The sequence below is a fragment of the Humiphilus diazotrophicus genome, assembly GCF_059726315.1.
On the sequence record NZ_AP040870.1, the window covers coordinates 39360 to 53002 of the forward strand.

At 51.9% G+C, this 13643-nt stretch carries 13 protein-coding genes; 4 read left to right on the top strand and 9 right to left on the bottom strand.

Translation table 11 applies throughout. The annotated features are described in order from the left end of the window. Positions 1-119: 119 nt before the first annotated feature. The 4 genes from AC6I7T_RS02120 to pdxR all read right to left on the bottom strand — a co-directional run bounded on the left by AC6I7T_RS02120 (position 120) and on the right by pdxR (position 5717). Positions 120-1067 carry a hypothetical protein gene (locus tag AC6I7T_RS02120; RefSeq protein ID WP_497791633.1) on the bottom strand — a complete coding sequence of 316 codons (948 nt, stop codon included), beginning with the start codon at positions 1065-1067 and terminating at the stop codon, positions 120-122. 80 nt (positions 1068-1147) lie between these two features. Continuing rightward, the gene (locus AC6I7T_RS02125; RefSeq protein WP_497791634.1) at positions 1148-3823 is read right to left on the bottom strand and encodes an ABC transporter permease; all 2676 of its coding nucleotides are present in this window, start codon (positions 3821-3823) and stop codon (positions 1148-1150) included. 9 nt (positions 3824-3832) lie between these two features. Beyond that, positions 3833-4162, bottom strand: coding sequence for a PadR family transcriptional regulator (locus tag AC6I7T_RS02130; RefSeq protein ID WP_497791635.1), 330 nt, complete (start codon positions 4160-4162; stop codon positions 3833-3835). A gap of 79 nt (positions 4163-4241) precedes the next feature. Then, positions 4242-5717, bottom strand: coding sequence for a MocR-like pyridoxine biosynthesis transcription factor PdxR (gene pdxR / locus AC6I7T_RS02135; RefSeq protein ID WP_497791636.1), 1476 nt, complete (start codon positions 5715-5717; stop codon positions 4242-4244). 83 nt (positions 5718-5800) lie between these two features. Between pdxR and AC6I7T_RS02140 the strand changes: the two genes are divergently transcribed. The 4 genes from AC6I7T_RS02140 to AC6I7T_RS02155 are packed head-to-tail and all read left to right on the top strand — an operon-like array spanning position 5801 to position 7673. Further along, entirely contained in the window at positions 5801-6238 is a 438-nt protein-coding gene (locus AC6I7T_RS02140) for a cupin domain-containing protein (protein ID WP_497791637.1), read from the top strand. Then, positions 6238-6684, top strand: coding sequence for a MauE/DoxX family redox-associated membrane protein (locus tag AC6I7T_RS02145; RefSeq protein WP_497791638.1), 447 nt, complete (start codon positions 6238-6240; stop codon positions 6682-6684). The genes AC6I7T_RS02140 and AC6I7T_RS02145 overlap by 1 nt, the downstream gene beginning before the upstream one ends. 10 nt (positions 6685-6694) lie before the next feature. Continuing rightward, positions 6695-7144 (top strand): nuclear transport factor 2 family protein, encoded by a 450-nt coding sequence (locus tag AC6I7T_RS02150; RefSeq protein WP_497791639.1) that lies wholly within the window; start codon positions 6695-6697, stop codon positions 7142-7144. Positions 7145-7184: 40 nt separating this feature from the next. Next, positions 7185-7673 carry a carboxymuconolactone decarboxylase family protein gene (locus AC6I7T_RS02155; RefSeq protein ID WP_497791640.1) on the top strand — a complete coding sequence of 163 codons (489 nt, stop codon included), beginning with the start codon at positions 7185-7187 and terminating at the stop codon, positions 7671-7673. A 70-nt stretch (positions 7674-7743) separates the two neighbouring features. Here AC6I7T_RS02155 and AC6I7T_RS02160 read toward each other — a convergent pair whose 3' ends face one another. The 5 genes from AC6I7T_RS02160 to ychF form a co-directional block, all read right to left on the bottom strand. After that, on the bottom strand, positions 7744-7935 hold the full coding sequence (locus AC6I7T_RS02160; protein WP_497791641.1) for a YqaE/Pmp3 family membrane protein: 192 nt from the start codon (positions 7933-7935) through the stop codon (positions 7744-7746). A gap of 225 nt (positions 7936-8160) precedes the next feature. Beyond that, positions 8161-8607 (bottom strand): rhodanese-like domain-containing protein, encoded by a 447-nt coding sequence (locus tag AC6I7T_RS02165; RefSeq protein WP_497791642.1) that lies wholly within the window; start codon positions 8605-8607, stop codon positions 8161-8163. Between the two features lie 207 nt (positions 8608-8814). Continuing rightward, positions 8815-9750 carry an alpha/beta hydrolase gene (locus AC6I7T_RS02170; RefSeq protein ID WP_497791643.1) on the bottom strand — a complete coding sequence of 312 codons (936 nt, stop codon included), beginning with the start codon at positions 9748-9750 and terminating at the stop codon, positions 8815-8817. Positions 9751-9961: 211 nt separating this feature from the next. Beyond that, positions 9962-12046, bottom strand: coding sequence for a glutaminase family protein (locus AC6I7T_RS02175; protein WP_497791644.1), 2085 nt, complete (start codon positions 12044-12046; stop codon positions 9962-9964). Positions 12047-12519: 473 nt separating this feature from the next. Next, positions 12520-13617, bottom strand: a complete 1098-nt coding sequence (gene ychF / locus AC6I7T_RS02180; RefSeq protein ID WP_497791645.1) for a redox-regulated ATPase YchF — start codon at positions 13615-13617, stop codon at positions 12520-12522. Positions 13618-13643: the final 26 nt, after the last annotated feature.

The following is a 13643-nucleotide window of genomic DNA, read 5'->3' on the forward strand; positions in this document are numbered from 1 at the left end:
CTTCATGAAGGAGCTTGTTTCGAGGCTGTTATCGCATTGTAGACTGATGAGGAAGAAATGATCTTAGCCATCTTCCTCATCGTTAATCCTGACAAAAACCTGCCAAAGCTTTTATTGCCTCAAGGCATCACCGGCAAACTGAAATCGTTACCCGCATCGCGATTGGCCTTTTCAGTGGCAGAGATATCCAGTTTGCTGACGGGAATAACGCGTTGCTGTGCGTCATAAACATAAAGCATGTTGCGGGTGACGGCGTAATTGTGTACCTGGATTGGGCTGCTTCCATCCTTGAAGATTAGGGTAGTAGCAGGGCGCTCCTGGGCCGAGGAGGTTTCGGTGTCCTCATCTGATCGATAGGGTGCGCGTCCGTATGTTTGGGGCGGGGCCGGTGTTGGATCTGGAGCGGAATATACAGGTTGAGCAGTGGCTGTCGATTCTACCGGCAGATAGCTGCTCTGATTCGAATAGTTATTTACGTAATTCTCTGGTTGCGAATTGAAGCTGTCGTACCAGTCGGAATCGTCCCAGTAGCCTGGGTACGGTGAGAGTGGCAGGCTTCCTCCGACCAGATAAGCAGAACGAGCCCAAACATTGGGAATGTAGGGCGGACGCCAACCGTCGTAGTGTCTTCCGTAACCACGATCATAAGGTGGCCGATGATAGCCATTACCTCCGCGCCAATTGTTGTCCCGATGTTGAGGGAGCATCGGTGTTCGATATCCGGAGGTGAGGCCCGGTCTTATGATCCCCGATCTTACCGGTGTGAAGGGCTGGCGAACAACCCCGCGAGCAAAGGGAACACCACGGGTAAATGACGATGGTGGTGCGGCCACATGATTCCAGTTGTAGCGAGGCGGTGCAGAGAAGTTGCGTGGAGCCGAAAATCCTGAACCAAAGTTGACTCGAGGAGCGACGTTTCCAGGAGAGACTCTCATCCCGCCGCTTCCATGCCCGGAGAAGCCTCCACGCATTCCTGCGTGTTGCGCAAACCCGGGAATAGCAAGAGTCAATGAGAGGAATCCGGCTGTCAGCCAATGGCGCGTCGTGCGAAAGTCTATGTGACGCATGGGTCTACCGCCTTGTATATAAGACGCACAACAAGGAAGGATGGTGTAGAGATTTTTGCTGTGACCGCAGCGCCTAAACTCTATTCTGCGCGCAAGGCCTCCATTGGATTTAGTGAAGCAGCACGCCGCGCAGGCAGATATGCCGCGATGACTCCAGAGAGGGCTAAGAGCAAGCAAACAGAGGCGATAGTGATCAGATCGCGTTCCTGCACGCCATAAAGAAAGCTACGTAAAAGACGGCTGCTTACTAAAGCCAGTGCTACTCCCGAGGAGAGTCCGATGGCCAGCAGCATAGTTGCACGAAGCAGGACCATGAGAATGATTCCCTGGCGTTGTGCGCCTAAGGCCATGCGTATACCTACTTCCCGTGTGCGTTGGCTGACGGAATAGTTGATCAATCCATAGAGGCCGGTGATTGCGATCAAGAGTGTTGTTCCGGCGAAGATGCTGATCAACTTTGCTGCCAGAGTCTGACTGGCGAGAGAGTCCTCAACAACCTGACTCATGGTTAGGAAGTCTAGTGCTACTACGTCCGGAGCAAGATTGTACAGTATCTTTTCAACTGGTTTAATGATGGTAGTCGGGTTGTTCTGGGTCCGAATTGCAATTTGAGCAAAGGTGCTGCCAATGCCGTAGAACTTAGCTCCTGGGGCGAGTTGCGTTATAGAAAGATGAATCTCCGGCCCGGGAGGGACCCCTACAGCAGTTTCGCGAACGTCGGAGATAACGCCGACAATAGGCACTGCTGACCAGGGTGCGTTATCTCCCATACTCATCTGTTTCGTTAGGGGATCTTCGTCATGGAGATAGAGGGCCGCGAATGTGTGATTCACCACTGCAACAGGTTGTGACGTTGGCGTATCGATCTTGGGATCGAAGAATCTGCCGCGTTCGACCGTGATACCTAAGGTTACCGGATATTTCGGGCTGGAGAAACGAAGAGCTCCTTGCGGCTTCTTATCTGGCGAGCTTTCATGACGTCCGACAATGTTGAACATTCCCAGCATCTTGAAATTCGATGAGAGCGGAATGACGGAAGTGATTGTTGCCGATTGCACACCAGGAAGCTGTTCAACACGATCAAGTAGCGGTTGATATAGCGCCGTGTTGATATTTAGTTGCTCGTATTTCCCTTTAGGAAAGGAGAAGCCGGAGGTAAGGAGGTTCTCTGTTCTGAAACCAAGAGGCACATGATGGAGTGAGTATATGGTCCTCATCAATAGCCCTGCCGCTACTAGCAGAAGAACCGATAGAGCGATTTCTCCGATGACCAGTCCATCACGCAATCGGCTCTGGTGGCGGTTGGCATCTCCTGTTTTTACCTGTAGGCTTTGCTGGAGAGAAATTCTTGATGCTTCTACGGCAGGAAGTAAACCAAAGGTGAGGGTGGAGAGCAGCGAAAGAACGATTACTGCGAACACGGCAGTCCAGTCGATATGCAAATGTATCAGGCCCTGCTGTTTTAGGCTGTTCAGGATCGTGTTTCCCAGGATGCGTATAACTGCGTAGGAGAGAAGCAATCCCAGCAGGCCGGAACAAATGCTAAGGATGAGGTTTTCTGTCAACAGCAGGCGAACGATACGTTGCTTGCCTGCACCCAAGGCTCCTCGAATTGCTATCTCACGCTGACGAACGGCATTGCGGGTCAGCATAAGACTGGCGACATTCGCACAGGAGACAAGCCAGACGAGTCCCACAGCTATCGCTAAAGTGAGGAGTGCCGGGCGCACTTTGCCCACGACTGTATCCCAATAGCGACGTATCAGGACGTGATCGGGCAGTGGTTCTTTTGCTGAATAGGCGTTAGCTAAACGTGCTTGAATCCCATTGAGTTCTGTCTGCGCAGCCTGCAATTTGATGCCGGGAAGGAGTCTGCCGAAGGCTGTCACCGATCCTCTATTACGGTCTTCCGCAAGCGAATCTGCTACGTAGGGCTGCCACATCCCAGATTCCTCTGTGAAGGTGAAGGGATAAGTGAGTCCTTTGGGCATGACTCCGATGATCTGGTAGGACTCGCCATCGAGCTTTATTGTCCGGCCCAGGATTTTAGGGTCTCCATGAAAGTTCTTTTGCCAGAGGTGATAGTTGAGGACAACGACTTTTGCCTTGTTTTGTTCGTCGCTGGTGACAAAGGTTCTACCTAGAAGAGGTGTAACACCGAGTGCCGCGAAAAAATTGGAACTAGCAGTAAACGTCTGTATCTGTTCGGTACTCTCCTGCTGTTCCATCCGGGAGAGCTTTGAGGAGTAGTAGGCAATCTGTTCAAAGGAGTGGCTCTGCGCGCGCCAGTCACGTAAATCGGGAAGTGCTGCGGCCCAAAACGTCTCCACCTTGCCGCGAGGTTCATCCAATGTAACGAGTCTTTCGATATGAGGAATAGCTGGTTTATCGAAGAGGACACTCTTCAGGACTGTGAACATTGCGGTGCTTATGCCTATCCCAAGCGATAGCACGACGATGGCTACAAGCGAGAATCCGCGATTGTGGATCAGTTGCCGGATTGCGAAACGAAGATCCTGTAACACGCTTTCGAATCTGAAGCCAACAATTTCATGGCTCTGGTCCTTCAATCTGGCTGTATTTCCGAACTGACGCGTAGCAGCATGATGTGCTTCCTCGACGGCGGCACCTTCCTCTCTCAGTTCTTTCTCCGTTAGTTCACGGTGAAAGGCCATCTCCTCATCCAATTCGCTAAGGAATTTGTCGCGGCGGACCAAAATCCATATCTTACGAAAGAGGTAGGCTAGCCGATCCATTGCATTCTCCTATGCGTCCTGTAGAACTCGTCCAATTGCGGCAATCATCAGCTCGAATTGTGAAAGCTCAATTCCAAGCTGTTTCTTCCCGGCTGCGGTCAAGGTGTAGTAGCGTGCTCGGCGGTTCGTTTCCGTTTTTTTCCACTCTGCCTTAACCCATCCCTGAAGCAGGAGGCGTTGCAGGGCAGGGTATAGAGAGCCTTCTTCTACGGTAAGCACATCTTCCGAGAGCCGTTTGATAGAGAGGGCAATTCCGTAGCCATGCAAGGAACCACGGGTCAGCGTCTTCAAAATCAGCATGTCGAGTGTGCCGGGCAGCAGTTCTGGTCTCTTTGTCATCGGATGTATATATAGATCGTCTATGGATAGAAAGTCAATGGGCTCTTTCCCGCTTGTCTATACCTATGCGGAAAATGCTCTATTTGAACGATTCCAGCGCACGGCCTAGATCTTGGATTCCGCGTCGAATTTCCCTCTCATCGACGGCTCCGAAGCCTAACTGCAAGCCGTCTCTTACCATGGGAACACGACTGAAGCGGCTGATCGGTACAACGTCGACGCGGTAGTCTGCGGCGGCCTTTGCCGCGGACTCTCCATTCAGGTGCGTTGGCAGCCAGCCGACGGTCTGCAGTCCTGCTTCGACTTCGGAGACCTGGAGTAAGCCTGCGAGTTTTTCCTTTGCGGCTTCATGCAGGATAGCGAGGCGCTCGGAATAGATCTGCCGCATGCGGCGCAGATGGCGTCCGAAATGCCCCTCCTGGATGAAGTCGGAGAGCACGGCCTGTTCCAGCAGTTGTGCGTGCCGGGTTGAAATGGAGATGATTGCAGCAAAATTATCTACCAGATCGGAAGGAATGACGAGGTAGCCCAAGCGCAAGGACGGAAAGAGAACCTTGCTGAAGCTTCCAGCAAAGAGGACCAGGTCGTGACGATCCAATCCTTGCAGTGCTGGGACGGGACGGCCTGAGTAACGAAATTCGCCGTCGTAATCGTCCTCGAAGATCAGCGCTCCGGACCTCCTCGCCCATTCCAGCAATTCAAGCCGTCGGCCCAGACTCATGGTGATACCGAGAGGAAATTGATGTCCGGGCGTGATGTAGATTAGTCGTGCTCCTCGCAGACTCGTGTGACGAAGTTCCATTCCATCTTCGTCGACCGGGAGTGCTGAAATCTTTGCTCCTGCTGCTTCGAAGACCTTGGTTGCTCCTATGTATCCAGGATTTTCCATGCAGATCCGATCTCCGGGATTGAGCAGGACCCGAGTGGCAAGATCGAGAGCCTCCTGAACACCGGAGACAATGGCAATCTGATCTTCCGTGCACTTTACGCCCCGGGAGGTGTTCAGATAATCGGCAATGGCCTGTCGAAGCGGGCGATATCCAAGCGGTTCGCAACCAAGAAGTAAATTGACGGAGACACGGCGCAGGCGATGAGTTGCTACCTGTGTCCAGAGCGTGGTTGGAAATAGATCGACAGCTGGAAGATTAGCGCGGAAGGCACGAGTATGTCGGATATCCAGACCATGAAAGATCTCCACGCGTTTGGCATAATCCGAGAGCCGTCGTCGGCTATTGGTGAGTTCCGTCGCTTTTGTTGTCGGTCGTTGTGGTACATGAAGTAGTTCTTCCGGAAGAATCTGGCTCACGTAGGTTCCAGAACCGATTGATCCTTCTACGTATCCTTCCGAACGTAGTTGTTCGAAGGCATTCACGATTGTTCCCCGGGAAAGCCGGTATTGCCGTGCCAGGTCCCGTGTGGCAGGCAACCGTGCTCCGGGGCGCAATCGGCCTTCCAAAATTTCGGTACGAAGAGCTGTGTAGAGCCAGCGATAGGCGGGTACGTCCTCTTCCCGCGGAGGTAAGGCGAGCTCAAAAGTTGTTGTTCGTTTCGCCATAAAGTGGTCTAGGGGAAATGATGTAAATGGACCTTTAGAACAGGTCCATTCTAGCCTACCTTTGGAGATGTCGGAGGTCGTAAATGAAATTCCCCAAGATGTGGATGGCAGCCCCGGCGATTTTTCTACTTCTGACGTCGGCTGGCGCACAAAACAAGAACAAGGCGGTTCAATCCCGCGTGGCTTTTGCCCATGGATTGCCGGTTCTGAATGGCGGTCGCTTGCAGGCATCGCTTGTCGAGGTAACTTACGGACCGGGAGGTTTTTCTCTGCCGCATACTCATCCTTGTCCAGTAATTGGTTACGTGGTCGAAGGCGATCTGCGCGTGCAGGTGAATCACGAGGCTGAGACGGTATATCACACAGGACAGACCTTCTATGAAGCGCCGAATAGTGCTCATCTTGTCTCGGCGAATGCAAGCAGTCAGAAACCTGTAAAGTTTGTCGCTTATTTTGTGTGCGACCACGAGGCGCCGCTCTCAGTAGCGATGCCTAAAACTCAAGAACCCGGAGAGAAGTGATGAATCGTCTGGAGCAGGTACGCCGTACTTTGTCACTGGAGCGATTTGCGCTTATTTACGCGCGGATCGCATTAGGGGCCGCATTTCTCTCAGCCGTTGCTTCGCGATTCGGTTTCTATAAGGGGAAGATAGGCATGGGGAACTTCAGTAACTTTATCGAGTACACAGCAGAAGTGAACTCCTTCATGCCGGTTGCTGCGATTCCGTATCTTGCCTGGGTTGCCACGATTGTGGAGATTACTTTGGGGGTCAGCCTGATTTTCGGCGTATCAAGGAAATGGGTAGGTATGGGAGCTGCAGTGTTATTGGCGCTCTTCGGAACAGCTATGGCCATTTCTTTCGGGATTAAGTCGCCTCTCGATTATTCAGTATTTTCAGCCTCTGCAGGCGCGCTGTTGCTTTCGTTGTACAAGCCCTGCGAAGCGACCACGGACTCACAACCATAGGAGAAGGGAAATGCGTCGTATTCTTTGCCTTGCAATTGCGCTGTTAGCATCGTCGAGTGTAATGGCCTACGCGGGAAATACGGTAGATCGTACGAATCTGCTTGAGACGCGTGAATTTGTATGGCGGGCCTGGTTTGCCAATGATGCAAAAGCTCTCAATGACCTGTTGCCTGATGACACGATTACTATCAGCAGCGGAGAAGAGAAGTGGAAGCACAAAGCCGAGGTATTACAGGAAGCTGCACAGTTTCAGGCCGACGGAGGAAAACTTGTTTCTCTGGAGTTTCCCCGCACGGAGATACAGCGTTACGGCGATGTGGCTGTGATTTATAGCCAGTATCGATACGCGATAGAAGTAGGTGGTAAATCTTCGAAGGCGTCCGGACGTGTAACTGAGATCTTCGTGCTTCGCCAGGGTAAGTGGGTCAACTCCGGTTGGCATACCGACAAAGAGCAATAGAAACCAAAAGCTAGGAATAACCAGAGAAACAGGAGGATATATGGAACCGCGATTCAATTATGTCAAGGCAGCGCCGGAAGGCTACAAGGCAATGATCAATCTTGAGCGCTATCTGCATAGCTGCGGACTGGAGGAGCCTTTGCTTCATCTTATAAAGTATCGTGCTTCGCAGATCAATGGCTGTGCTTACTGCCTGGATATGCACTCAAAAGATGCGCGTGCCCTTGGCGAAACAGAGCAGCGGTTGTACACGTTGGATGCCTGGAGAGAGTGTCCTTACTACACCGATCGCGAGCGGGCCGCACTAGCTTGGACTGAAGCCTTGACGCTCATTACGAATGGTCATGTTCCTGACAGTGTTTATGAAGAGGTGCGTAAGCAATTTTCAGAAAAGGAAATTTCCGATCTTACGCTTGCCGTAACCACAATCAATGCCTGGAATCGTTTCGCTATTTCTGCTCGCTCGGTTCCTGGGAACTATCAATCCCCGAAAAGTCAGCGGACCCAGTCTGCTGAAGCTGTAGCGTGAGATTGAATTGAGCTTTTCTTCAGATACCGCTACTTTGAGCTCCATAGTCAAGGTAGCGGTATTCTTATGCCTATAGCGAGCGGATGGCCCTTTGAATCTTTTTGTCAGTCTTGTATTGCCCGAGAGCGTAGACGGCCCAGATTGTGGCGGGAATCCAGCCGATGATTGTAAGTTGCAGTAACAGGCAGAGCAGCCCTGAGAACGGCCGACCGATAGTAAAGAAAACAAGCCAGGGAAGCAGTAAGGCGATAAGCAATCTCATTACGAACCTCGCTGTCTGCATCATTCCTGAATTTGCAGATACTAAAGAGTCAGGAAGGTGCTATCAGAGAACATGCAGTATCAGACAGCATATAGTATCAGGTCGCGATGAACTCATACCCTGATGTGAATCATGCAACCGCCCGATGTGGAAACTTCAGCGGCCCTGATCCAGCTGTAGGAAACGCCGAAGCTCCCGGTCTCACTGTCGCTGTCCTGTCTTGCTCTATGTTCCGGTATCGAGACTGAAGGATTCCGTATAGGGCTCGACCGGATAGCCCGCCGCCTTCCATCCTTCTAGGCCGCCTTTCAGAAACTTGGCTCGTGTGAAGTCCATGGAGAGAGCTCGGGAGATAAGGAACCGACTGGTTTTGTCGCTTGGACAGGTACAGTAGACCACTGTGTCCTGATCTTTCGGAATCAGGTGTGGATTGGCCATGATGTCTTTCGGTGGAATACGCTTTGCTCCGGGAATCATCTCCGAATTCGCCAGTAGGTCCAGCGGTAGACGGATGTCATAGAGCAGAACCTGTCCATCCTTCATCAAAGGATACAAATCTTCCGGTGTAATGCTGTGTTGTTCCAGCTGTTGTTGTTCATGTCTGCGCTTCATTTGCGTAAAGATGAGGATGCAGAGCGCAGTGATGATAATCCCAGCCCAGACAAAAGGCATACTTGAACGTCCTCCCCTGCTATGAATTTATCTGAAGCGATTCGAAATTGGCAGGCACCGGGAACAAACTTCAACGGAAGTTCCGGAATCCGGAGGAGATAGTAAAAACTGGAAGATTTGAGGTTGTGGAACCAGAGTTAGTAATTCCTCGGACTTGGCGGGCGCCTCATCTTCTGTCCGAGGCGCCCGCTGGATGTCTTGTCAAAGCTATTTGCCGGATTCAGAGAGTATGTGAATCGTATGTAGCCAGGTTTCGACGCTTTGAGGCCAGGTTGTGACGGGCAGTTTTGTTCGACGCAGCCCATATCCGTGCCCGCCTTGAGCGTAGATGTGCAATTCCGCCGGAACCTTTGCATTCTTCAGCTCTTGAAAATAAACGACTGCATTTTCGACGTGAACAGGATCGTCTTCTGCCTGCACGATATATGTAGGCGGGGTATTTGCCGTGACCTTGATTTCCGGATTTGGAGCGAAATTCTTGTCTGCCAGAGCAAGGTATGCGGGATAGATGAGCACTGCGAAATCGGGACGGCAGCTTTGCTGGTCGGCAGCATCGATTGTGGTATACACGCGCTCTTCAAAATGGGTGCTGAGGGCAGCCGCAAGATGTCCTCCAGCTGAAAAGCCCAACACACCGATTTTGTGTGGATCGATGTGCCATTCGGCAGCATGTTCGCGAACCATTCCAACTGCACGTTGTGCGTCTTGAAGTGCAGCGGGAAACTTTGGATACTGGCCGCTGTCCGGGACTCTATATTTCAAGAGCACACAGGTAATTCCGGCTGAGTTCAACCAATCGCAGACCTCTGTACCTTCCAGATCAATGGCGAGAATATGATATCCGCCTCCTGGGAAGACGACGACAGCTGCGCCGGTATTGTTCTTCTTTGGGGAGTAAAGCGTGATGGTTGGCGTAGAAACATTCCCCAGACGAATCAAAGGCCGTCCTGCGATGAGCTCCGATTTTTCGGTAGAGGTGTCAACTTCCGGTGCTGGATTTGGCTTAGCGTCCGGAACTCCTTTTGGCCAAAGCTCCAGTGTGGTGTGCCCAGGCGCGGGTTGCCACGCTGGTTTCTGGGCAAACAGACAGGGCGCGGCAATGCCGAAGAGCGCAGCAAAAAGTAGTAAGTATTTCCGTAGCATGAGGATCCCTTGATCAAAGTTTGATAGCGATGATCGCAGCCAGAGGCAAAAGAGGCAAGTTGTTGAAGCAGCGCATCTCTGAAACAACGGATTGAAAGAGCGGATTGTCTGCTGCATTCTTCCTATCGGCCAAAGAAGAAAGCCCCGATTCCTGTGGATGCTTACCAGAGGAATCAGGGCTTTCGGTGTTCAGAGGGCCTGAATGGGCGATCTATTGCTTTGCTTTAGCCTTCAGCTGCCACTTCCGGGCTAGATCCTTGTCTTTGAGCGCCTTGATATATACGCCGCCGACAACGGAACGTGCCTGGAAGCCGATCTGCTTTCCGTTCTTGGTGTCGTACCAGTCGGTCAACGGTATCCGAGAAGGAGTTTCGTTGATCCACTTGGTTATCGGTGCTGTCAGATTCGCAAAGACCTCGGTATTTTCGGCCAGTGTTGCTGTCCAGATCTCCCAATCGAGCTTGGTGTAGTCGGCTCGATTATCAAGCGGCAGCCCGTATTGATTCAGGTGCTTTTGATAAAAGGCAAGTTCTGTGTCACGAATCTCAGGATTGAAGAGATTCATATTCAGAATTTCGTCCCAAACAAGGTTGTATTTCTGGCTCCAGGTTCCGGGCTTGTCGAAGGCCAGCTTATAGTGATCGCCATCACGGGCCATCCGTTGCCATTTGGCCGCCATCTCGTGTGCTGCGGTGGAGTAGCTCTTGGCTACGGTGCGCATGCCCAGGCCTCTTGCCATCAGGGCGTAGGCCTCGATGCCTTCGATTGCCTTAATCGAAAGGTTGGCATTGTGGGCCAGGTGTCCGGCGAAATCATCGGTTGAAAGCTGATTTTCCGGATCGAGCCCCTTTTCCTTGAGATAGTTTGCCCATTTGGTGAAGAGTGGCCAGTATTCTTTTGCCAGATGCCAATTGCCTTGAGCCTGCCCCAGAGCTGCGGCCAAGATCAGCATATTTCCGCTTTCCTCAACCGGCATCTGATCATCGTCAGTTCTTTCTCCTCCGCCATATACCTGTCCATTGGCGAGCGGATACTGCCCGAGATCGTGGGGTGCAAAAGGCCATTTCCAACGTGGAAGCATGGCATAGTCGAGTACCGGCCGCAGCTGCGCTTCCATTAATTCCGGACTGAGAAAGAGGAAGAAGGGGGCGGCAGGATAGAGGACGTCTACCGTGGCAATGCAGCCATTGCTGAAGTTTTCCTTAGGGAACATCAACGGCTTGCCATCGATATCAGCCACGAAACCGTTGGCCGCGAAGGTTTGCCTGTAGGCGAGGATGGCCAGATTGGCGTATCCCTTTCCGCCTGTTGCCTCCAGATCTCCGGTTAACTGAATGTCAAATTGTGTTCCGTGTTGATCGAGTTGCGGAAATTCCTGTTCGGCAGTGGCGATCATCTGTTCCGGCGTCATGCCATTGCGCTGCCAATACTCGCGTAGTCTGCGACCCAGGTACTCGATAGCATAATCCTGGGTATAGGCAAGGATTACGTGGCGGCTAACCTTTGCTTCTGCCACAGAGCCTAAGGGGAGAACTACCGACAGATGCGGCGCTCCGGAATGTTCCGAGCGGGGCATATCGATACTATCCGTGTCGGGCAGTGTGCCATGCTCAAGGAATTTGCGCCGTGAGTCGTTTGCTATCGAGGTTAGCGGCTTTTCGCTGTCCGGAACTGCGAGATGGAAGTATCCCCAATCGATACGAAGGTCGTCGCCTGAGCGATTTACCGGCTGCTGATCGCGAGAACCGATATTCAGCACCGTAAGGCCAGAGACCTGAGAGCGCCCCCAAACCTCGGCCTGATCGCCACTGTTAACGGCAATGCGAGGATCTACGTCCAGATAGAGATCGACATTGTGACTCTTGCCATCGAGAGCGCGTGCGTCCCAAATTACGTAGGTAGCTGGCCGTGACAGCAGTTCGAGGTTATCGGGAAAGGATGGGGTGAAGAATTGGACCGTGAGCTCAATTTCCTTTCCCTGAAAGGTATAAATTGAGCGAGTTGGCGTAACTCGAATTGAGGTTTGTGGCAGTGCTGGCACTTCTCGTGGATCGGAGCCCATGAATCGATAGTTATTTCCATCGATTCGAACCAGGCCTGTCATTGCCTGTTCGGAACCAGTCCAGTGCCGGGTGTTGCTGTCCGTTAGCTTGTCTGCCATCGACCAGACGCTGAAGTAAGGATTGTGTGCAACCAATGGTACAGCCGGTGGTCGTACCTGTGCGCCTGCCGTTAGCCCCATCATCAAGGTCGTAACAGCAATGAATCCCAACTTTATCCCTGATATCCCCTTCATCGACTCTCCGTTCGCGACTCGTCTTGCTCAAATAAAGCAGTCGTGGATTACTCTACTGGAGTTCCGGGCTTAGTGCAAAGCGTGTGATTGAGTTCACGTTGGGGCAGTACCAACGTTGTCATTAAGGGAAAGAGAAAGAAGTCAGAGTGGGAGTCTAAGTTGTAACCGCATTAGATACGACTTAGGAAACTCTATCCGGATTGGAAGAATATCGGGAGATCTGCAGCTTGTATCTGGAACTTAATCGTGGCGCGAATGGTGCATTGCAGTTGGGTGATCTGCTTCAGAGAGGGGAGAACAGAGCTTTCGAAATCTTTTCTTCTTAAGAGAATCTTTTGCGGAAATGCAGACCAATGGCGCCGGAAAAGCTTATGCAGCTTCCTCCGGTAATGGGGAGGGAAGCTGCATTTTTGTATCGTTTGCCAGTTTCTAACTATGTGGAAAATTCTTTGTGTTTCTAGAGACGGCTGTTATTAAACGTTGAACTTGAAGAAAAGAATGTCGCCATCACGTACGACGTACTCTTTACCTTCGGAGCGATAAAGTCCCTTTTCCTTCACCGCCTGTTCGCTCTTCAGTATAAAGAGATCGTCGCAGTGGTAGGCTTCGGCACGGATAAAGCCACGTTCAAAGTCGGAGTGAATGACTCCGGCTGCACCTGGAGCCTTGGTTCCGCGGTGAATGGTCCAGGCACGGACCTCTTGTACTCCGGCGGTGAAATACGTGATCAGGTCGAGCAGGGCATAGGCCGAGCGAATCAGACGATTCAAGCCGGGTTCTGCGAGGCCCAGGTCCTTCAAAAACTCGGTTCGCTCCGGAGGATCCAGCTGGGCGATTTCTGCTTCCATGGCACCGCAAATTTTTACAATCTGGCTATTTTCTTCCTTTGCACGCTTTTCGACTGCTTCGACCCACTGATTGCCGCGCTTCAGTCCTTCTTCATCGACGTTTGCAACGTAAAGTAGCGGTTTTTGGGTGATCAGGTGCAGATCGCGTGCGGCGACGGCCTCTTCATCGGTCAGTTCAACGGTACGGGCCGGTTTGCCTTCTTCGAGGGCTTTCAGCAGCTTTGCCAGTCCAGCTGCTTCAGCCTTTACTTTTGCGTCTGTCGAGCTTTTGGCTGCCTTTTCCACCCTGGTATAGCGCTTCTCAACAGTATCGAGGTCGGCCAGAAGCAGTTCAGTATTGATTATGTCGATATCTCGAAGGGGATCAACGGTTCCTGAGACGTGCACAACATTGGGGTCGTCGAAGCAGCGTACTACGTGGGCAATGGCATCGGTGGCGCGAATGTGTCCGAGAAACTGGTTGCCTAAGCCTTCTCCCTTGCTGGCTCCTGCTACCAGTCCTGCGATATCGATGAATTCCATCGTGGTGGGAACAATGCGATTGGGCTTGACCAACTCGGCGATTTTATCCAGCCGCTCGTCTGGAACAGAGACAACGCCAATATTGGGGTCGATGGTGCAAAAGGGATAGTTTGCTGCTTCTGCTTTTGCTGCCGTCAGGGCATTAAAAATCGTGCTTTTTCCAACGTTGGGCAGTCCAACGATTCCGCAATTCAAAGGCATTCTAGTCTTATCCTTCTCACGTCAAA